Consider the following 18,817-nt stretch of genomic DNA (forward strand, 5'->3'; position numbering starts at 1 on the left):
GACTGTTGCACACTGGACGGGATGACTCCGGTGCCCTCGTCACCCGATCCCGAGTCCGGCCCGCCGATCCGGCCGGTCGCGGGCCGACGTCGCGCGGCGGTGCCCCGGCTGTCGACCGGCACCCTCGACGACGTCGGCCCGGGCTCGCTGCTGGTCGCGATGCCCGCGCTCACCGACCCGAACTTCGCCGGCACCGTCGTCTACGTGCTCGACCACAACGACACCGGCACGCTCGGCGTCGTCCTCGGCCGGCCCAGCCAGGTCGAGATCCGCGACGTGCTGCCCGGCTGGTGCGACCTCGCCGTCGAGCCGGGGGTCTTCCACGTCGGCGGCCCGTGCGAGACCGACACCGCGCTGTGCCTGGCCAGCTGCCCCGGCGCCGCGGCCGAGGGCGCGGGGCTGCGGCGGGTGGCCGGCGACGTCTACCTCGTCGACCTCGACGCCGACCCCGACGCCCTGGACGGCGGCCTGGCCGGGCTGCGGGTGTTCGCCGGGTACGCGGGCTGGTCCCCCGGCCAGCTGGCCGCCGAGGTCGCCGAGGGCGCCTGGGCGTGCGTGCCGGGCACCCCGGGTGACGTGCTCAGCGACCTGTCCGGGCCGGAGCTGTGGCGGGCGGTGCTCGCCCGGCAGACCGGCCGGCTGGCCGTGCTGTCGACGGCGCCCGCGGACCCGTCCGCCAACTGAGTGATCCGGACACGCCGCAGGAGGACTCCGGGCGCGCACACCGGCGCGATCTGGTAAGAAAGGGGCCGGAGGGGGCGGTCTGGGGAAGAGGCCGCCCCCTCCTCCCATGTCCTGGTCCCTGCATAGGGTCCTGCGTCAGACCCCGACGGCCGCCGACACCTCCGGGTGCGCCGCCGCGTCCACCGTCTGCCCGTCCTCCGGCAGCGCGATCGTCCGCGGGCCGTGGTCGGACAGGGTCACGGTGACGTCGGCGTCCTGGCCGGGCAGCGGGGTCACGTACTGCAGCAGCAGGTCGCTGGTGTCGTCCACGGCCACCGACCAGCCCGCCTCGCCGGCGTACACCGTGGCCAGCCGCCGGTCGATCGAGCGCTGGCCCTCCCAGGTGTGCTCCCCGCCGCGGAAGGCGGCGGCGTCGTCGGCCTCCGCGGCGCCGAGGTTGAGCAGCACGGTCACGAGCACGTCGGTCAGCGGCACCGCGTCCGGGCCGGTCGCCACCGGGCGGCGGACGAAGGGGGCGTCGGGCAGGCCCGCGGCGGCCAGGGCGTCGGACAGGCCCGGCACGTCGCCGAACCAGATCTGCTCGCGCGTGAAGAACAGCGTCCGGACGTCGTCGGGACGCTCGTCGCCGTAGTCGGTCACCGCCTGGGCGCGGCCGGCGGAGCCGGCGAAGTCGACCTCGCCGGTGAGCGTCAGCAGCCCGCCCTCGCCGAAGGGCGCGGTGACGACGACGTCCGCGCCGCCCTCCTCGGTGTCCCGGGCCAGCAGTCCGGCGAGCACGTCCGCCTCCTCGGCGGTCACCGGGTCACCCGGCTGCCGGTCGGCCTCGGGGTCGGAGCAGCCCGCGAGCAGCACGCCGAGCGTGACCAGCGCGGACGCGAGCAGGCGGCGCGGCATGGCGGTCAGCGTAGGCAGCCCCTCGGCGTCGGCGGCGTCCCGACAGGCCCGGGACGCGACAGGGCCCGCCCTCCCGGAGGAGGACGGGCCCTGTCGCGGAGGGGGTCCTGGCGTCAGCGCTCGACGTCGCCGCGGATGAAGGCCTCGACGGCGTCGCGGGCCTCGCTGTCGCTGTACTGCACCGGCGGGGACTTCATGAAGTACGACGACGCCGACAGGATCGGGCCGCCGATCCCGCGGTCCATGGCGATCTTCGCCGCGCGGACGGCGTCGATGATGATGCCGGCCGAGTTCGGGGAGTCCCAGACCTCGAGCTTGTACTCCAGGTTCAGCGGGACGTCGCCGAACGCGCGGCCCTCGAGGCGGACGTAGGCCCACTTGCGGTCCGACAGCCACGGCACGTGGTCCGACGGGCCGATGTGCACGTTGTCGGTGCCCATGTCGCGGTCGACCTGGCTGGTGACGGCCTGGGTCTTGGAGATCTTCTTGGACTCCAGGCGCTCGCGCTCGAGCATGTTCTTGAAGTCCATGTTGCCGCCGACGTTGAGCTGCATCGTGCGGTCGAGCTGCACGCCGCGGTCCTCGAACAGCTTGGCCAGCACCCGGTGGGTGATGGTCGCGCCGACCTGGCTCTTGATGTCGTCGCCGATGATCGGGACGCCGGCGGCGGTGAACTTGTCCGCCCACTCCTCGGTCCCGGCGATGAACACCGGCAGGGCGTTGACGAAGGCGACACCGGCGTCGAGGGCGGCCTGCGCGTAGAACTCGGCGGCCTGCTGCGAGCCGACCGGCAGGTAGCAGACGAGGACGTCGGCACCGGACTCGCGCAGGGCGGTGACGACGTCGACCGGCTCCTCGTCGGACTCCTCGATCGTGGCCCGGTAGTACTTGCCCAGGCCGTCGAGGGTGGTGCCGCGCTGCACCGTCACGCCGAGCGGCGGCACGTCAGTGATCTTGATGGTGTTGTTCTCGCTGGCGACGATGGCCTCGGAGAGGTCGCGGCCGACCTTCTTGGCGTCGACGTCGAACGCCGCGACGAACTGCACGTCGGAGACGTGGTAGTCGCCGAAGCGGACGTGCATGAGCCCGGGCACCGAGGTGTTCTCGTCGGCGTCGCGGTAGTAGTGCACACCCTGGACGAGCGAGGCGGCGCAGTTACCGACGCCGACGATGGCGACCTTGACAGCTCCCATTGCTTTCCCTTCTCCCTGGACCGGGTGGTCCGTGTCGCGGGACCGTTCCGGTCCTGGCGGTGGCTGCCGGCGGGCTCGACAGCCGTCGTGCCTGTGGTGCGGTGCTGCTCGGGGTGGTGCCGCGGAGGTGCGGCGTCACCCGTCGCCGGTCGGCGGGCGCTCGTCCCCCGGGCCCGGCTCGGGCCGGCGCCGCTCGCTGTCGATGAGCTCCGACAGCCAGCGCACCTCCCGGTCGACCGAGTCCAGGCCGTGGCGCTGCAGTTCCAGCGTGTAGCGGTCGAGCCGTTCGCGGGTCCGCGCCAGTGAGGACCGCAGGCCGTCCCGCTGCCGTTCGACCGTGCGGCGGCGCCCCTCGAGGATGCGCAGCCGCACGTCGGCGGCGGTGTGCCGGAAGAAGGCGAGGTGGACGCCGAAGAGCCTGCCGTCGTCGTACGCCTCGGGGCCGGCCTGGCTGACCAGCTCCGCGAAGCGTTCCTTGCCCTCCGCGGTGATCGTGTAGACCACCTTCCCGCGCCGGCCGGTGAGCGGCGGTGCGTCGGCCGGCAGCGGTGAGTGCCGGTCGGGCTCGTCGGTGGTGACGAGCCCGGCGGCGTACAACCGCTTGAGCGCGGGGTACAACGACCCGTAGGAGATGCTGCGCAGGCCCCCGAGCACCTCTGCGAGCTGTTTGCGCAGCTCGTAGCCGTGCATGGGGGACTGCTGCAGCAGTCCGAGGATGGCGAACTCGAGCATCTCGCCTCCCGCCGGATCCTGCCGTTCGATGTATCGAGACGATACATCGGCAGGTGAACGGGCCGACAACTCGGCGTCCGTCGCCCGATCGGGGCCCGCCCGCACCCGTCCTCGCGCGCGGGGACGGGGGACGCGGGACTGCGTACATTGGCGGCCGTGCCCGGACGTCGCTCCGTCGTCGACTACTCGCTGCAGCGGCGGGCCGTCCTGGCCGACGTCAGGTCCGGCCGCACCGGCCTGTTCGAGGTCTGCGACGCCAGCCCGTACCTGACCCGCGCGGCCCGCTACCACGGCCGGCAGACCGACGTGCCGTGCCCGGTCTGCCGCCGTGAACGGCTCACCCTGGTCGACTACGTCTACGGTGAGGGGCTGGGCCACGTGTCCGGGCAGGCGAAGACCGAGGCGGAGCTCGCCCGGATGGACGCCGCGCAGGAGGAGTTCTCCGTGTACACCGTCGAGGTGTGCCGCGGGTGCGGGTGGAACCACCTGGACTCCTCCTACGTCCTGGGAGTCGAGCCCGAGCCGGGGCGGCAGCCGCGCCGGCGCCGCCGCACCGCCACGGACTAGCGCCTCCACGGGCCGGACCGCGCCGGTCGGCGGAGCACACCGGCGGACCCGTCCGTCACACCCGTCCCGGGGGGACGGCGCGCCCGCGCGTCCTCCCCGGGCGCCACAGGTAACGACGCCACGCTGGGCCGGACCCGATCCGCCCACCGACACCCGAGGAGGGGCTCCCTGGTGCCTCCCCACGACGAGACCACGCCGGTCGGGCCGTCCGGCGGCCCGCCGCGGCGCCCACCGGCAGGCCGCGCGCCCGCTGCCGGCGGGGCCGGCGGCCGCGCCCGCACGAGCGCGTCGCGGTCCGGGGGCTCCGCCGGCTCCCGCCCCGGCGGTTCGCGCCCCACGGGCTCGCGTCCCGCGGGGGGCAAGCCCGGCGGCAAGAAGGCGCGCACCACGAAGCAGCGGCGCCGTCGCCGGCTGAAGGTCGCGCTGGGCACCCTGCTCGGCCTGTTCCTCCTGCTCGGCGTCTTCGTCGGCGTCGTCTACGCCACGACCGAGGTGCCCGACCCCGGCTCGGTGCAGAACTCGCAGACCACGGTCGTCTACTACGCCGACGGCACCACCGAGATGGCCCGCCTCGGCGACACCAACCGCACCAACGTCGGCCTGGACCAGGTGTCCGAGGCCGCGCGCGACGCGGTGCTCGCCGCGGAGAACCGGAACTTCTACTCCGACCCCGGCATCTCCTTCACCGGCATCGTCCGTGCGGCCTGGAACAACCTGACCGGCGGCTCGACGCAGGGTGGCTCGACGATCACCCAGCAGTACGTGAAGAACGCCTTCCTGACGGCGGACCAGACGTTCAGCCGCAAGTTCCAGGAGCTCTTCCTGGCGGTCAAGCTCGACAACGAGTACTCGAAGGACGAGATCCTCGAGAACTACCTCAACACCATCTACTTCGGCCGCGGCGCCTACGGCATCGAGGCGGCGGCCGACACCTTCTTCGGCGTCCCGGCCGCCCAGCTGACCCCGCAGCAGGGTGCGGTGCTCGCCGTCCAGATCCGCAGCCCCAGCTCCTACGACCCGGAGTCCAACCCGGAGGGCGCGCAGGACCGCTGGGGGCTGGTCCTCGACGCGATGGTCGAGGAGGGCTGGATGACCCAGGCCGACCGCGACGCGTCGGTCTACCCGCCGGTGTCGCCGCGGCCGGAGTCCTCCGCGCTGGGCATCCCGACCGGCTCCGAGGGCCTGGTCGTGTCGCAGGCGATCGACGAGCTCGAGGCCCGCGGTTACTCCGACGAGCAGATCCGGGCCGGTGGCCTGCGGATCACCACGACCGTCGACAAGCCCACCCAGGACGCCGCGCTCGCCACGGTCGCCGAGGTGATGGACGGCCAGCCGGACAACCTGCGGCAGGCGCTGGTCGCGGTCGACCCGCGCACCGGCGGGGTCCGCGCCTACTACGGCGGCGACATCGGCGCCGGTGACGGCGCGGTGGACTACGCGCAGAGCCGGCGTCAGCCGGGCTCGTCGATGAAGCCCTACGTGCTGGCCACCGCACTGGACCAGGGCATCAGCGTGACCTCGCGCCGGTACGGCAGCTCGCCGCAGACCTTCCCCGACCGCGACGCCCCGGTGCGCAACTCCGGCGGCGCCTCCTGCGGGGCCTGCACCCTGGTCGAGGCGATGACCCGCTCGCTGAACACCACGTTCTACGGGCTGGCCTACGAGGTGGGCCCGGAGAACGTCCGCGAGACGGCGCTGGCCGCCACCGGCATGCCCGACACCTGGCCGGCCAACGGCGGGCTGCTCGACGACAAGCCGACCCTGGCCGCCCCCGACTCCGGGGTCACCGGGTCCTCGATCGGCATCGGCGAGTACGAGATGCGCCCGATCGACCAGGCCGTCGGCTTCGCCACCTTCGCCAGCGGCGGCGTGCGGCACGACGCACACTTCGTCAGCCGCGTCACCGACACCGTCGGCACCGTCCTGCTGGACAACGGCGCCCCGGCCGGCGAGCAGGTGATGCGCGAGGAGGTCGCCAGCGACGTCACCTACGCGCTGGAGGGCGTGGCGCAGTACTCGCGCCGCGCACTCGACGACGGCCGCGAGGTGGCCGCGAAGACCGGTACGCAGGGCATCGACGCCGACGACAACTCCGACGCCTGGATGGTCGGCTACACGCCGTCGCTGTCGACCGCGGTCTGGATGGGGACCGACGGCTACCAGCCGATCCGCAACGCCGACGGCGCGATCGTCTACGGCGCGGGCCTGCCGGGCGCCATCTGGCAGCAGTTCATGGACACGGTGCTCGACGGGACGCCGGAGGAGGACCTGCCGGACCGGCCGGTCATCCGCGGTGACACGGGCGAGGGCGTGCCGGAGCCGGTGACCGAGCCGGCGACGCCGACGACCCGGTCGGCGCCCCCGACCCAGTCGGCGCCTCCGACCCAGTCGGCGCCGTCCACCCCGGCCACCCCGACCGAGACCGTGCCGCCGGACGACGGGACGGACGAGGAGCCGCCGAACGACCCGGTGGTGCCGTCGCCGCCCACGGACCCGACCCCGCCGCCCCCCGCGGGCACCACCGCCCCGGAGCCGCCCGTCCCGGGTGGCGGGAACGGCAACGGCAACGGTCAGACCCAGCCCGGCCAGCCGGCACCCACCACGCAGCAGCAGCCGCAGCTGACCGGCTGACCGGCCCGGCACACTGATCGGGTGAGCTCCTCCCCCACGGGCCCGTCCGCCCCGGCGCAACCCCCGGCGGACGGGCCCGCGGCGTTCCCGGCCCCGGTACCGGTGCCCGCGGGCCGGCCGGACCGCGTGGTGCCGACCTGGTCCGACCCGGTCGCGGCACAGGCCAGCGAGGCGGTCGGTGGGCCGTGGGGACGGCACGCGGTGACCGGCCGGGCGCTGTTCTGGACGCCGCTGCGGGTCTGCCTGCTCTACGCCACCGTCGTCCTGGCCGCGGCCTGGCTGAAGCAGGCACCCTGCTCGGACGGGAACTGGGCGGGCTCGGTGCAGTACACGCACCTCTGCTACTCCGACACCGTCCCGCTGTTCACCCTGCACGGCCTGGACGCCGGATCGGTCCCCTACCTCGACTCGCGGGTCGAGTACCCGGTCCTCACCGGCGCCTTCATGGCGCTGGCCGCGGTCCTCGGCCGCGTCTACGGCGACCTCGCGACGGCGTCCGGCCTGCTGCCGCAGGTCCCGCCCGTGCAGGCCTACTACGTGGCCACCTGCCTGCTGCTGAGCGTCTGCGCGTTCCTCGTCGTCCGCGGGGTGCTCGCGCTGGCCGGGCACCGGCCCTGGGACGCGGCGATGATCGGTCTGTCCCCGCTGCTGCTGGTGCACGCGTTCACCAACTGGGACCTCTTCGCCGTCGCGCTGGCCACCGGCGGGATGTGGGCCTGGGCGCGCCACCGGCCGGTGCTGGCCGGGGTGCTGATCGGCCTCGGCATCGCCGCGAAGTTCTACCCGCTGCTGCTGCTCGGCGCGCTGTTCCTGCTGTGCCTGCGGGCCGGCCGACTGCGCGAGTGGCTGCGCGCCGCCGTCGCCGCCGCGGCGGCCTGGCTGGCCGTCGACGTGCCGGTCGCGGTCCTGGCGCCGCAGAACTGGTCGCTGTTCTTCCGCCTCAACACCGCCCGCCCGGCCGACCCCGACAGCCTGTGGAACGTCCTGATCACCGCCTCCGACGGCCGGTTCCTCGACGGCCCGCTGCCCGAGGGCACGCCGCCGGTGCTGCTCAACACGGTCGTGGCGGTCTGCGTGCTGCTCGTCGTCGCCGGGCTCGGCTGGCTGGTGCTGCGGGCACCGGTGCGGCCGCGGGTGCCGCAGGTGGCCTTCCTCCTGGTCGCGGCGTTCCTGCTGGTGACCAAGGTCTGGAGCCCGCAGTACTCGCTGTGGCTGCTGCCGCTGGCGGTGCTCGCCCGGCCACGCTGGCGGGCGCTGCTGCTGTGGCAGGCCGGCGAGGTCGTGCTGTGGGTGCTGCGGATGCTCTGGTACCTCGGCACCGAGGACCGCGGCGTCGGCATCGAGTGGTTCTTCCTCGCCGTGGTCGCGCGCGACCTCGCCGTCGTCGTGCTCATGGGCCTGGTCGTGCGCGACGTCCTGCACCCCGACGAGGACGCCGTCCGCACCAGCTGGCCCGGCGTCGACGACCCCGCCGGCGGCCCGCTGGACGGCGCTCGAGACCGGGTGACGCTGCGACGCTCCGTCGAGGCATAGGAGGCTCTCCGCACGTCCTGGCGCCGGGGACGTGCGTACCGCTTCCTACGCCGCGCGCAGCGCCTCGCGGACGAGCTGGACCTCCTCGGCGTGCGACGCGGCGTCGCCGGGGGTCTCCAGCACCACGGGGCAGTCGGCGGCCCGCGCCACCTCGAGCAGCAGCTCCAGCGGGATCTCACCGCCGGTGAGGGGCGCGTGCCGGTCGCGGCCGGAGCCGTGCGGGTCGCGGCTGTTGTTCAGGTGCACGAGGTCGACGCGGCCGGTGAGCGCGCGGACGTCGTCGAGGGCGGTGGCGAGGTCCCAGCCGGCGGCCCAGGCGTGGCAGGTGTCGAGCACGAAGCCCGCGCCGAACTCCCCGACGGCGTCCCACAGGCGCGCCACCGCACCGAGCTCGCGGGCCATCGCGTTGTCGCCGCCGGCGGTGTTCTCGATGAGCACCGGCAGCGGGAAGCCGCCGTCCTCGGCCTGCCGGGCGAAGGTCTTGCGCCAGTTGTCGAAGCCGGCGGCCGGGTCGTCCTTGGCCAGCACGTGGCCGCCGTGCACGATCATCCCGCGGGCGCCGATCGCCGCCGAGGCCCGCGCGTGCACCGCGAGGTTCTTGCGGCTGGGGATGCGGATCCGGTTGTTGGTCGAGGCCACGTTGAGCACGTAGGGCGCGTGCACGAACACCGCGACGTCGGAGGCCAGCAGGTCCTCGGCGTCGGGGCGCGGCAGTGGCGCCTTCCAGCCCTGCGGGTCGCCGAGGAAGACCTGCACGCCGTCGGCGTCCATCTCCGCCGCGCGCGCCAGCGGACCGCCGGCGTCGAGCTCGTTGTCCGCCGTCAGGCCGGGGCCGACGTGTACGCCGATCGGGTGCTCTGCCACCCCGGCGACAGTAGTTCCGCCCGTGGCGGGGACCCACCCGTGTCGCCTGGGTCACGTCCTCGTCGAGACCCGTGACACCACGACCGGCCGGCAGCGACGCCGGCCACCGACGTCACGCTCGGGTTGCCCTCGGGCGGCACGTCGCTGGCCGAGGACGCGAGCGTGACCGAGCGGTTCGACGGCACCTGCCTCACCTGCACGATCACCTACACCCACCGGGTGGTCGTCCCGGGCACCTCGATCACCGGCAGCGTCCTCAGCACCGTCACCACCCGGGCGCTGAGCACGCTGCCGCAGGACCAGCCGGTCACCTACGACGGCCGGCAGACGACGGTGCAGATCGGCGTCCCGACGCCGTTCCTCGTCGACACGCCCGTGCCGCTGCCGAACCTGCCGTCGGTGGACCTGCCGTCGCTGTCCCCGGTCGACCTCCCGCTGCCCTCGCTGCCGGCGCCGGTCCCCACGCCGCCGGCGACGCCCGTCCCGCCCGTCCCGGACCAGGCGCCCGCGGCGCCCCAGGTCTCCGGCGTCGACGGGACGGGCTACGCCTACGACCTCGACGGCGGTGCCGCCGAGATGGCCCCGTCCGGTGACGGGGCCGCGGCCTTCGACCCGTCCGTGCTCCTGCCGGGTGCGGCCGCCGGCACGGGTACCGGTGCCGGTTCCGGTCCGGGCCCCGGCGGGGTCGCGGGTGGCCACGACGGCGCGGCCGTGCCGGTCTCCGGCGCGCTCGAGGCCCTCGGCGGCACCGCGCTGGACGAGGAGAGCAGCACGGTGAGCGCCGACGGCGCCGCGACCGGCCCGGGGCTGCCGCTGCCCGCGCTGCTCGCCGTCGTCGCCCTGGCCGGCGCCACCGCCGCGCTGGTCCGCAGGCTCCGGGCGGTCCGCGCCCGCTGACCCCGCGGCCGTCCTCCCTGGATGGGCACGGTGGCCGTGCTGGTACCCTCGACCTGCGCGCTCCGTGTGCCGTCCCGGCGCACAGGGCGCGCGACGCGTGTTCGACCCTCCTGCTGCAGACGTCCTGCAGCCGCCACAGACCAGAGGAGGTGGGGTTCTCCGTGCGTCGCTACGAACTGATGGTCATCCTCGACCCCGACCTGGAGGAGCGCACCATCGCTCCCTCCCTCGACCGGTTCCTGACCGTCGTCACCAACTCCGGTGGCACCGTCAAGACCGAGATCTGGGGCCGGCGTCGCCTGGCCTACGAGATCAAGAAGCACGTCGAGGGCATCTACGCCATCGTCGACATCCAGGCCGAGCCCGCTGCGGTCGCCGAGCTGGACCGCCAGCTCAACCTCAACGAGTCGGTCCTGCGCACCAAGCTGATGCGCCCCGAGGTCCACTGACCATGGCCGGCGAGACCGTCATCACCGTCATCGGCAACCTGACCTCCGACCCGGAGCTGCGCTTCACTCCGTCGGGGGCCGCGGTCGCCAACTTCACCGTCGCCTCGACGCCGCGCACCTTCGACCGGCAGTCGCAGGAGTGGAAGGACGGCGAGGCGCTCTTCCTGCGCTGCAACGTCTGGCGGCAGGCGGCGGAGAACGTCGCCGAGTCGCTCACCCGCGGCTCGCGGGTCATCGTCTCGGGGCGCCTCAAGCAGCGCTCGTTCGAGACGAAGGAAGGCGAGAAGCGCACCGTCATCGAGCTGGAGGTCGACGAGATCGGCCCCTCGCTGCGCTACGCCACCGCCAAGGTCACCCGGGCCTCCCGTGGTGAGGGCGGCGGCGGTGGCGGCGGCGGCTTCGGCGGCGGCGGCGGTGGTGGTTTCGGCGGCGGTGGCGGCGGAGCGAGCGACCCCTGGTCGACGCCGGCCGGCCCGTCCGACGAGCCGCCGTTCTGATCCCTCTTTCCCAGCTCTAGTCGTACCTGGAGAACCCAGTGCCCAAGCCCCCCGTGCGCAAGCCCAAGAAGAAGGTCTGCCAGTTCTGCAAGGACAAGGCGACCTACATCGACTACAAGGACACGACCCTGCTGCGGAAGTTCATCTCCGACCGCGGCAAGATCCGTGCCCGCCGCGTGAGCGGCAACTGCAGCCAGCACCAGCGGGACGTCGCCACGGCCGTCAAGAACAGCCGTGAGATGGCCCTGCTGCCCTACACCTCGACGGCGCGCTGACCATGAGCACCACGAAGCTGATCCTGACGGCGGAGGTCACCGGTCTCGGGTCCTCCGGTGACACGGTGGAGGTCAAGGGCGGGTACGCCCGCAACTACCTCCTGCCCCGCGGCCTGGCCATCGTGGCCACCCGCGGTGCCGAGAAGCAGGTCACCTCGCTGCGGCGCGCGCGTGCCGCGCGTGAGGTGCGGTCGCTCGAGGAGGCGCAGGGCCTGGCCGGTCGTCTCTCCGGCCTGACCGTGCGCGTCCCCGCCCGCGCCGGCGACGGCGGCCGGCTGTTCGGCCGCGTCACCACCGCCGACGTGGCCGCGGCCGTCACCGCCGCCGGCGGCCCGGAGCTCGACCGCCGCCGCATCGAGCTGCCGAGCAGCATCAAGACCACCGGCCAGCACCAGGTCACCGTGCGGGTGCACCCGGAGGTCACGGCGACCCTGCCCATCGAGGTCGTCGCGGGCTGAGCCCGAGCACTGCAGGACCGCCCGAGAGGGGCGCCGGACACCCGTCCGGCGCCCCTCTCGGCGTCTCTGGCCCCCGTACGGCGTCCCGCGGCTCTGAGGGCCCCGGCGCCGCCGTCACCTGCCGTCGGCGGGCGGTGTGACGGCTGTTCAGGGCGGGGCGACGCGACACGCCCGGCGTCTGCGCCACGCCGACTTTCTGCTGTCCACAGCCGGTGGGCGGCCGCCGCGCAGGTGACACCCGCAGGACCGCGGGATGGCCGGTCGGTGTCCCGCCCGTCTCCACATGTCGACTCGGTCTGTCCACCGACTTGTCCACAAGTTGTGCAGAACGCGGCCCACACGGGTGTTGGACGGGTCCGTCCCCGCTTCCTAACGTCGTCCCCGGCGCCGGGGCGCCGAGAAGTGTCGGTGGCTCCCGGTAGCAATGTCCTCGAACGCGTGTTCGAGTGGCACGTGAGGTGTCCTGGTGCTTCCCCCACCGGGCCCCGGCCGGGCGGCCGGGGTCTACACGCGCGTGCCGACGAGGAGAGGGAGGTACCCAGGTGGCGGTGGCCGACGACTTCAGCCGGCCCCAGGCGGCGGCGCCGGCGTACGACCGGCAGCCCCCGCAGGACGTCGCGGCGGAGCAGTCTGTGCTCGGCGGCATGCTGCTGAGCAAGGACGCGGTCGCCGACGTCGTCGAGGTGCTGCACGGCGCCGACTTCTACCGGCCGGCGCACCAGGTGATCTTCGACTGCATCCTCGACCTGTACGGCCGGGGTGAGCCGGCCGACGCGATCACCGTCGCCGCGGAGCTCAACCGCACCGACCAGCTGTCGAAGATGGGCGGCGCAGTTTACCTGCACACCCTGATCGCCTCGACACCGACGGCGGCCAACGCCGGCTACTACGCCGCCATCGTGGCCGAGCAGGCGGTGCTGCGGCGGCTGGTCGAGGCCGGCACCCGCGTGGTCCAGCTGGGCTACGGCGCGGCCGGCGGCAAGGGCGACGTCGACGACATCGTCGACCGCGCCCAGCAGGAGATCTACGACGTCACCGAGAAGCGCATGAGCGAGGACTACTCGCGCCTCGAGGACGTCCTGCAGCCGACGATGGACGAGCTCGACGCCATCGCCTCCCGGGGCGGTACCGCCCGCGGCGTGCCCACCGGGATCCGTGACCTCGACGAGCTGACCAACGGCCTGCAGGCCGGTCAGATGGTCGTCATCGCCGCCCGACCCGGTGTGGGCAAGGCCCTGGCGCTGGACACCCCGATCGCCACGCCCGCGGGCTGGACGACGATGGGTGAGATCCGGGTCGGTGACCGTGTCCTGGGCGTCGACGGACGCCCCACGACGGTCGTCGCCGCCACCGACGTGATGACCGACCGGCCCTGCTACGAGGTGCACTTCTCGGACGGCACGGTGATCGTGGCCGACGCGCAGCACCAGTGGGTCACCACCGACCGTGCCGCCCGCCGGCTCGGCGAGCGGGGTGAGGCCCGGGTCCGGACCACCGAGGAGCTGGCCCGCACGGTCCGCTGCGCCACGGCCGACCAGCGGCTCAACCACGCCGTGGCCAACGCAGCTCCGTTGGACCTGCCGGCCGCCGACCTCCCCGTCCCGCCGTACGCGCTGGGTGTGTGGCTGGGTGACGGGACGTCGGCCGCAGCCCAGTACACGAGCGCCGACCCCGAGATCGCGGCCTACATCGAGGGCGAGGGCCTGGTCGTCCTCCCGACGGGCGTTGACCGGCGCTACTCGCTGCGGCTGCCTGCCCGTCCCGCGCCGGCCGAGCGGCCGTGCCCGATGTGCGGCGAGCCGTTCGTCCCGCGGACCTCGCAGGTCCAGACGTGCGGCAAGACGTGCGGCGGCCGGCTGCGCGCCGGCGGCGGCGTGGGCCTGCAGGCCTCCTGCCCCGACTGCAGCGGCCCGTCGAGCGGCATGGCGCAGTGCCAGGCGTGCCGGGACGAACACGGCACCGTGAAGGGCCTCCTGCGCACCCTGGGCGTGCTCGACGACAAGCACATCCCGACGTCGTACCTCCGCGCGTCGGTGGCGCAGCGGCGGGCGCTGCTGGCCGGCCTGCTCGACACCGACGGCACCGTCACGCCGAGCGGGGCCGTCCAGTTCGCCGTCACCAACCGCCGGCTGGCCGAGGACGCCCGCGAGCTGATCGCCGGCCTGGGTCACCGGGTGAAGCTGAGCACCGAACGGGTGCGCGGCCGGTCCGAGGCGTCGTCCACCTGCTACACGCTGACGTTCAGCACCGACGACGAGGTCTTCCGCCTCGAGCGCAAGAAGCTGGTGCACAAGGAGCGGGGTGCCCGTACGTACACGGCCCGCGGCGTCCGATTCGTCACCGACGTGCGCCCGGTGGCCGGCGTCCCCGTGCGCTGCATCCAGGTCGACGCCGCCGACTCGCTGTTCCTCGCCGGCCGGAGCTTCGTCCCCACGCACAACTCCACGCTGGGGCTCGACATCGCGCGGTCGGCCACGGTGAAGCACAACATGCCGGCGGTCATCTTCTCGCTCGAGATGAGCAAGCACGAGATCACGATGCGTCTGCTCTCGGCCGAGGCGAAGGTGCCGCTGCACCACATGCGCGCCGGCACGCTGTCGGACGAGGACTGGTCGAAGCTGGCCCGCCGGATGGGCGAGGTCGCCGACGCGCCGCTCTACATCGACGACTCACCGAACATGACGATGATGGAGATCCGGGCCAAGGCGCGCCGGCTCAAGCAGCGTAACGACCTCAAGCTCGTGGTCATCGACTACCTCCAGCTGATGACCTCGGGCAAGCGCGTCGAGAGCCGCCAGCAGGAGGTCTCGGAGTTCTCCCGTGCGCTCAAGCTGCTGGCCAAGGAGCTCGAGGTCCCGGTCATCGCGATGTCGCAGCTCAACCGAGGATCCGAGCAGCGTCAGGACAAGAAGCCGATGCTGTCCGACCTCCGTGAGTCCGGCTCGATCGAGCAGGACGCCGACATGGTCATGATGATCCACCGCGAGGACATGTACGAGAAGGAGTCCCCGCGGGCCGGCGAGGCCGACATCATGCTGGTCAAGCACCGCAACGGCCCGACGGCCAACGTCACCGTCGCCTTCCAGGGCCACTACAGCCGCTTCGTCGACATGGCGAACTAGGTCGGCACCCCGCAGGACGGACGAGGGGTCCGGGACCGTGCTGGTCCGGACCCCTCGTGCGTCGCGACGGTGGTCAGGCCACCGCCACCCGGGCCAGGCTCTCCGCCCGCGCGCGGATCTGACCGCGGGCCATGTTGACCGCGCCGGTCATCCCGTAGACGGTGCGGTTGAGAGCGGCCAGCGAGGGGTCGGCGGTGCGCATCGTCGCCGCGCCGTGGACGGGCACGTCGACGTCCGGCCACTCGGTGTCCGGTGTGATCTGGTCCAGGGGCGGTAGCGGGAACGGCGGGTGCAGGTACCCCGTCACCGCCAGCGACACCGTGGCGCCGGCGGGCAGGCGCACCACCTCCCGCACGTCGAGCACCCCGATCCCGTCGGGCCGGACCAGTAGGTAGTCGGTGCCGGTGACCTGGCCGCCGGCCATGGGGCCCTCGGTGATGGTCCCCTCTACGCCGACGTCCATCCGCAGGCCCTCGGGCACGACCCCGATCGGCACCATGCCGCTGATCGTCGCCTCCAGGACGTATCCGTCCATGGTCCCCTCCTCCGGTCGACAGAACGGTGCGTCCATGGCAGCGCCGGCGGTGGCCGGGCAGAAGAGGTGCTGGTCCTGAGTGGTGAAGAGCCGTCGCGCCGCTCACTGAGCGCTCGGACGGCAGCACACCGTGTTCCACGTGGATCCGCAGCGGCCGGGCGCCGCGGTCCGTCCCGCGCGGCGGTCTGCGGCACCGGCGATGTGTGATGCGCCTCACCGGCGGCTAGGAAGGACCGGTCCTTCCCTTCCATCTGGAGATGCCTTGCAGCAACGACGCTGGCACCGCGCGACCTCCTCGCTCGTCGGTGCACTGGCCCTCACGGCCACCGTGGGGATCACCGCCACCCCGGCGGCCGCCACCCCACACAAGGCCGAGCCCCTCTCGGTCTTCCCGTCCGACACCCTCACCGTGCACGACCCCGCCCAGATCACCGGGCGGCGCGTCAACCTGCCGCTGGAGGGCTGCGGTCAGCCCATCGCCTGCGGCCTCGTCGCCGAGCTCAACGAGCTCGACGGCTTCGACCTCGACCCGCGCATCGCCGTCCGCTTCAGTGGGCCGGTCGACCCGGCTCAGGTCGCCGCCCGGATCACGGTGCAGGAGGCCCACGGCGGGTGGCGCACGGGCGTCGACCGCGTCGTGTGGGACCCGGCGACGAACACGCTCTACGCCCACCCGGCCGAGCAGCTCCGCCCGTCGACCACGTACAAGCTGCGCGTGCAGGGCGGGCCGGCGAACAAGGCCGTGCATGACACCTTCACGACGCTGAGCGCCACCGACGGCCTGCTCGACATCCGCGAGCAGATCGACACCGGCGCGGCGTTCGGCAGCACCGGCATCACCCCCGGCCTGCGGGTGGAGGGCGCCTTCCCCGTGGCCGGCACGACCGTCGCCTACCGGGCGGACAACGCCAACCCGCCGACTCCTCCGGCGACCAACCCCGCCCCCGTGCCCACGCAACAGTTGCCACCGGACAGCACGCTGGTGTTCGGCTCCTACCTGGCCCCGTCGTGGCTGCAGTCCGACGTCACCATCGCCCAGACCCCGACCGGCGACGACGGCCCGGCACCCGTCGGTGCCGTGCGTCTGCCGTTCGTCGCCGTCCTCCCGCCCGGCCCGGCGCCCGAGGGTGGCTGGCCGACGGCGATCTACGGCCACGGCTTCACCCAGTCGACGACCAACGTCTTCCTCGCCGCGACGACCAACGCCCGCGCCGGCCTCGCCACGATCGGCACGAACGTGGTCGGGCACGGGTTCGGACCCGGCAGCACCTACGTGGTGACCCGGGACGGCGTGACGACGGAGCTGGGCGCCTACGGGCGCGGGGTCGACCAGACCGACGCCGACAGCACCATCGGCAGCACCGAGGGCTCCTCGGCCACGGGTGCCGCCTCGGCGCAGTCCTCGCGGGACGCGCTGCGGCAGACCGCCGCGGACGTCATGACGCTGGCCCGCTCCCTCGGCGCCACGACCGCCGACAGCGTCGGCACGGCGGCGTTCTCGGGGGAGGACGTCACCTACTTCGGGCAGAGCTTCGGCGGCATCTACGGGACCCTGGTCACCGGTGCCGACGACGACATCACCCGGTCGGTGCTCAACGTGCCGGGGAGCCCGATCACCGAGATCGCCCGCCTGTCGCCGTCCTTCCGCCTGCTGACGACGCAGTCACTGCAGGCGGCCGGGCTGCTCAACCGCCCCGACCTGGCGCCGTACTACTTCCAGGAGCAGCTGCCGCTGCGCGGGGAGGGCCCGGTGACCCTGACGGTGCCGGGGGCGTCGGCCATCCAGGAGTTCCTGGCCCGGTCCACCTGGCTGTCCCGGCCGGGCAGCCCGGAGACCTTCTCGCCGCTCATCGAGCCGGAGCGGGTCGTCGTGCAGGTCGCCTTCGGTGACCAGACGGTGCCCAACCCGACGTCGTACACCCTCGTCGACGCGGGTGACCTGTGGTCGCGGACCAGCCTCTTCCGCAACGACATCTCGCCGACGCCGCTGCAGAACCCGCACTCCTTCCTGCTCACGCTCACCGACGAGTCGGCGTTGCAGGGGCAGGCGCAGGTGGCGGCGTTCCTGGGTGCGGGACAGGTCGTCGACCCGGACGGGCCGGCGCCGGTCTGGGAGGTGCCGATCGTGGACCCATCGGTGCTGCTGCCGCTGAACTACCCGTTCCCCGCGGTGGACGACCAGTTCTGACCGGTCGCTGAACGGCGAGGGGCCCGGGACGCGATCAGCGTCCCGGGCCCCTCTGCGTGCGCGGTGCTTTATGCGGCGGCGGCCATGGCGGCCTGCTCGCGGATCAGCGCGCGGCGGACCCTCGGCGCACCGGTGGTCATCTTCCACAGCTTGGCCACCTGCGAGGGCAGGTTGCGCCGGGTCGTGTTCTGCAGCCAGCCGTTGGGCAGCGACAGCCGGATGATCTTGTGCCAGGCCGAGCCGACCTGCTGCGGCAGCGGCGCCGTGTGGTAGTTCAGGCCGTAGCGGTCGAACAGGTCGCGGATCTTCGGCGCGATCTCGGCGTACCGGTTGCTCGGCAGGTCCGGGAACAGGTGGTGCTCGATCTGGTGGGACAGGTTCCCGGTCAGGATGTGCATCGCCTTCGAGCCGGAGATGTTGGCCGAGCCGAGCATCTGGCGCAGGTACCAGTCCCCGCGGGTCTCGCCCTCGATGGACTTCTTCTCGAAGGTCTCGACGCCCTCGGGGAAGTGCCCGCAGAGGATGACCGAGTTCGACCACAGGTTGCGCACGAGGTTGGCGGTGAAGTTCGCCGCCACGGTGGCGAGGAAGTTCGGGCCCGACAGCAGCGGGTGGATGACGTAGTCCTTGCGCACCTGCCGGCCGATCTTCACCAGCACGGCCTTGGCGCGCGCCCGGAACTCGGGGTCGCCGGTCTGCTTCTTGGCGACGACGGCGGCCAGCTCGAGGTCGTACGCGGCGATCCCGTACTCGAAGAAGCAGGCGTTGATGAAGCTCCACAGCGGCTGACCGAGGTGGAAGGGCGACCAGGGCTGGTCCTCGTCGACGCGCATGATGCCGTAGCCGAGGTCGTTGTCCTTGCCGACGACGTTCGTGTACGTGTGGTGCATCTCGTTGTGCGAGTGCTTCCACTGGTCGGCCGGGCTGGCCATGTCCCACTCCCACGTCGTGGAGTGGATCTTCGGGTCACGCATCCAGTCCCACTGACCGTGCAGGATGTTGTGCCCGATCTCCATGTTCTCGAGGATCTTGGCGATCGAGAGGCCGACCGTCCCGGCGATCCAGGCCGGCGGGAAGCCCGAGGCCAGCAGGACGGCGCGGCTGCCCAGCTCGATCTTGCGGTGGACGTCGATGACCTTGCGGATGTAGCGCGCGTCGGACTCGCCGCGGCTGTCGATCACGCCCTGGCGGATCTCGTCGAGCTCCTTGCCGATGAGCTCGATGTCCTCGGGGGTGAGGTGCTCGATGGGGTTGACGCTCTTCTTCTGCAGGACGGTCATGCGATGCGGCTCCTGGGG

General features: G+C 73.1%; 17 protein-coding genes. 11 read left to right on the top strand and 6 right to left on the bottom strand.

Annotated elements, in window-relative coordinates:
* The first annotated feature begins 21 nt into the window (after positions 1–21).
* A complete protein-coding gene (locus BM414_RS22130) occupies positions 22–684 on the top strand; it encodes a YqgE/AlgH family protein (RefSeq protein WP_093583026.1) in 663 nt (220 codons plus the stop codon).
* Positions 685–819: 135 nt separating this feature from the next.
* On the opposite strand, the gene BM414_RS22135 is transcribed toward BM414_RS22130, so the two are convergent.
* The 3 genes from BM414_RS22135 to BM414_RS22145 all read right to left on the bottom strand — a co-directional run bounded on the left by BM414_RS22135 (position 820) and on the right by BM414_RS22145 (position 3,503).
* The gene (locus tag BM414_RS22135; protein WP_093583028.1) at positions 820–1,578 is read right to left on the bottom strand and encodes a hypothetical protein; all 759 of its coding nucleotides are present in this window, start codon (positions 1,576–1,578) and stop codon (positions 820–822) included.
* 113 nt (positions 1,579–1,691) lie between these two features.
* The gene (locus BM414_RS22140; RefSeq protein ID WP_093583030.1) at positions 1,692–2,771 is read right to left on the bottom strand and encodes an inositol-3-phosphate synthase; all 1,080 of its coding nucleotides are present in this window, start codon (positions 2,769–2,771) and stop codon (positions 1,692–1,694) included.
* A gap of 135 nt (positions 2,772–2,906) precedes the next feature.
* Positions 2,907–3,503 (bottom strand): PadR family transcriptional regulator, encoded by a 597-nt coding sequence (locus tag BM414_RS22145; RefSeq protein ID WP_093583032.1) that lies wholly within the window; start codon positions 3,501–3,503, stop codon positions 2,907–2,909.
* Positions 3,504–3,659: 156 nt separating this feature from the next.
* Between BM414_RS22145 and BM414_RS22150 the strand changes: the two genes are divergently transcribed.
* From BM414_RS22150 to BM414_RS22160, 3 genes are all read left to right on the top strand, one after another.
* Entirely contained in the window at positions 3,660–4,070 is a 411-nt protein-coding gene (locus BM414_RS22150; RefSeq protein ID WP_093583034.1) for a DUF5318 family protein, read from the top strand.
* 171 nt (positions 4,071–4,241) lie between these two features.
* Positions 4,242–6,701, top strand: a complete 2,460-nt coding sequence (locus BM414_RS22155) for a transglycosylase domain-containing protein (protein ID WP_093583036.1) — start codon at positions 4,242–4,244, stop codon at positions 6,699–6,701.
* Between the two features lie 21 nt (positions 6,702–6,722).
* Entirely contained in the window at positions 6,723–8,234 is a 1,512-nt protein-coding gene (locus BM414_RS22160; protein ID WP_093583038.1) for a glycosyltransferase family 87 protein, read from the top strand.
* A gap of 45 nt (positions 8,235–8,279) precedes the next feature.
* Here the strand turns inward: BM414_RS22160 and BM414_RS22165 are convergent, their stop codons facing one another.
* The gene (locus BM414_RS22165; RefSeq protein WP_093583040.1) at positions 8,280–9,098 is read right to left on the bottom strand and encodes a deoxyribonuclease IV; all 819 of its coding nucleotides are present in this window, start codon (positions 9,096–9,098) and stop codon (positions 8,280–8,282) included.
* A 162-nt stretch (positions 9,099–9,260) separates the two neighbouring features.
* Between BM414_RS22165 and BM414_RS22170 the strand changes: the two genes are divergently transcribed.
* The 6 genes from BM414_RS22170 (at position 9,261) to dnaB (ending at position 14,796) form a co-directional block, all read left to right on the top strand.
* On the top strand, positions 9,261–9,995 hold the full coding sequence (locus BM414_RS22170; RefSeq protein ID WP_093583042.1) for a hypothetical protein: 735 nt from the start codon (positions 9,261–9,263) through the stop codon (positions 9,993–9,995).
* A gap of 161 nt (positions 9,996–10,156) precedes the next feature.
* The gene (rpsF, locus tag BM414_RS22175) at positions 10,157–10,444 is read left to right on the top strand and encodes a 30S ribosomal protein S6 (RefSeq protein WP_093583120.1); all 288 of its coding nucleotides are present in this window, start codon (positions 10,157–10,159) and stop codon (positions 10,442–10,444) included.
* A gap of 2 nt (positions 10,445–10,446) precedes the next feature.
* The gene (locus BM414_RS22180) at positions 10,447–10,941 is read left to right on the top strand and encodes a single-stranded DNA-binding protein (RefSeq protein WP_093583044.1); all 495 of its coding nucleotides are present in this window, start codon (positions 10,447–10,449) and stop codon (positions 10,939–10,941) included.
* A gap of 38 nt (positions 10,942–10,979) precedes the next feature.
* Positions 10,980–11,216, top strand: a complete 237-nt coding sequence (gene rpsR / locus BM414_RS22185; protein ID WP_073422051.1) for a 30S ribosomal protein S18 — start codon at positions 10,980–10,982, stop codon at positions 11,214–11,216.
* 2 nt (positions 11,217–11,218) lie between these two features.
* Positions 11,219–11,674: a 50S ribosomal protein L9 gene (gene rplI, locus BM414_RS22190; RefSeq protein WP_093583046.1), complete on the top strand. Its 456-nt coding sequence runs from the start codon at positions 11,219–11,221 to the stop codon at positions 11,672–11,674.
* A 548-nt stretch (positions 11,675–12,222) separates the two neighbouring features.
* Positions 12,223–14,796 carry a replicative DNA helicase gene (gene dnaB / locus BM414_RS22195; protein WP_245784902.1) on the top strand — a complete coding sequence of 858 codons (2,574 nt, stop codon included), beginning with the start codon at positions 12,223–12,225 and terminating at the stop codon, positions 14,794–14,796.
* A 73-nt stretch (positions 14,797–14,869) separates the two neighbouring features.
* Here dnaB and BM414_RS22200 read toward each other — a convergent pair whose 3' ends face one another.
* Positions 14,870–15,331 (bottom strand): DUF3237 family protein, encoded by a 462-nt coding sequence (locus BM414_RS22200; RefSeq protein ID WP_175551737.1) that lies wholly within the window; start codon positions 15,329–15,331, stop codon positions 14,870–14,872.
* Between the two features lie 262 nt (positions 15,332–15,593).
* Here BM414_RS22200 and BM414_RS22205 point away from each other — a divergent pair, with 262 nt between their 5' ends.
* On the top strand, positions 15,594–17,519 hold the full coding sequence (locus tag BM414_RS22205) for an Ig-like domain-containing protein (protein ID WP_093583052.1): 1,926 nt from the start codon (positions 15,594–15,596) through the stop codon (positions 17,517–17,519).
* A 68-nt stretch (positions 17,520–17,587) separates the two neighbouring features.
* Here the strand turns inward: BM414_RS22205 and BM414_RS22210 are convergent, their stop codons facing one another.
* Positions 17,588–18,799 (bottom strand): fatty acid desaturase family protein, encoded by a 1,212-nt coding sequence (locus BM414_RS22210; protein WP_093583054.1) that lies wholly within the window; start codon positions 18,797–18,799, stop codon positions 17,588–17,590.
* Positions 18,800–18,817: the final 18 nt, after the last annotated feature.

This window comes from Geodermatophilus amargosae (assembly GCF_900116515.1).
Lineage (GTDB): Bacteria > Actinomycetota > Actinomycetes > Mycobacteriales > Geodermatophilaceae > Geodermatophilus > Geodermatophilus amargosae.

Coding starts and splice junctions, on each gene's coding strand:
- BM414_RS22210 (WP_093583054.1), bottom strand. CDS start 18,799: ATGACCGTCCTGCAGAAGAAGAGCGTCAACCCCATCGAGCACCTCACC.
- BM414_RS22130 (WP_093583026.1), top strand. CDS start 22: ATGACTCCGGTGCCCTCGTCACCCGATCCCGAGTCCGGCCCGCCGATC.
- BM414_RS22135 (WP_093583028.1), bottom strand. CDS start 1,578: ATGCCGCGCCGCCTGCTCGCGTCCGCGCTGGTCACGCTCGGCGTGCTG.
- rplI (WP_093583046.1), top strand. CDS start 11,219: ATGAGCACCACGAAGCTGATCCTGACGGCGGAGGTCACCGGTCTCGGG.
- BM414_RS22200 (WP_175551737.1), bottom strand. CDS start 15,331: ATGGACGGATACGTCCTGGAGGCGACGATCAGCGGCATGGTGCCGATC.
- BM414_RS22145 (WP_093583032.1), bottom strand. CDS start 3,503: ATGCTCGAGTTCGCCATCCTCGGACTGCTGCAGCAGTCCCCCATGCAC.
- BM414_RS22140 (WP_093583030.1), bottom strand. CDS start 2,771: ATGGGAGCTGTCAAGGTCGCCATCGTCGGCGTCGGTAACTGCGCCGCC.
- BM414_RS22180 (WP_093583044.1), top strand. CDS start 10,447: ATGGCCGGCGAGACCGTCATCACCGTCATCGGCAACCTGACCTCCGAC.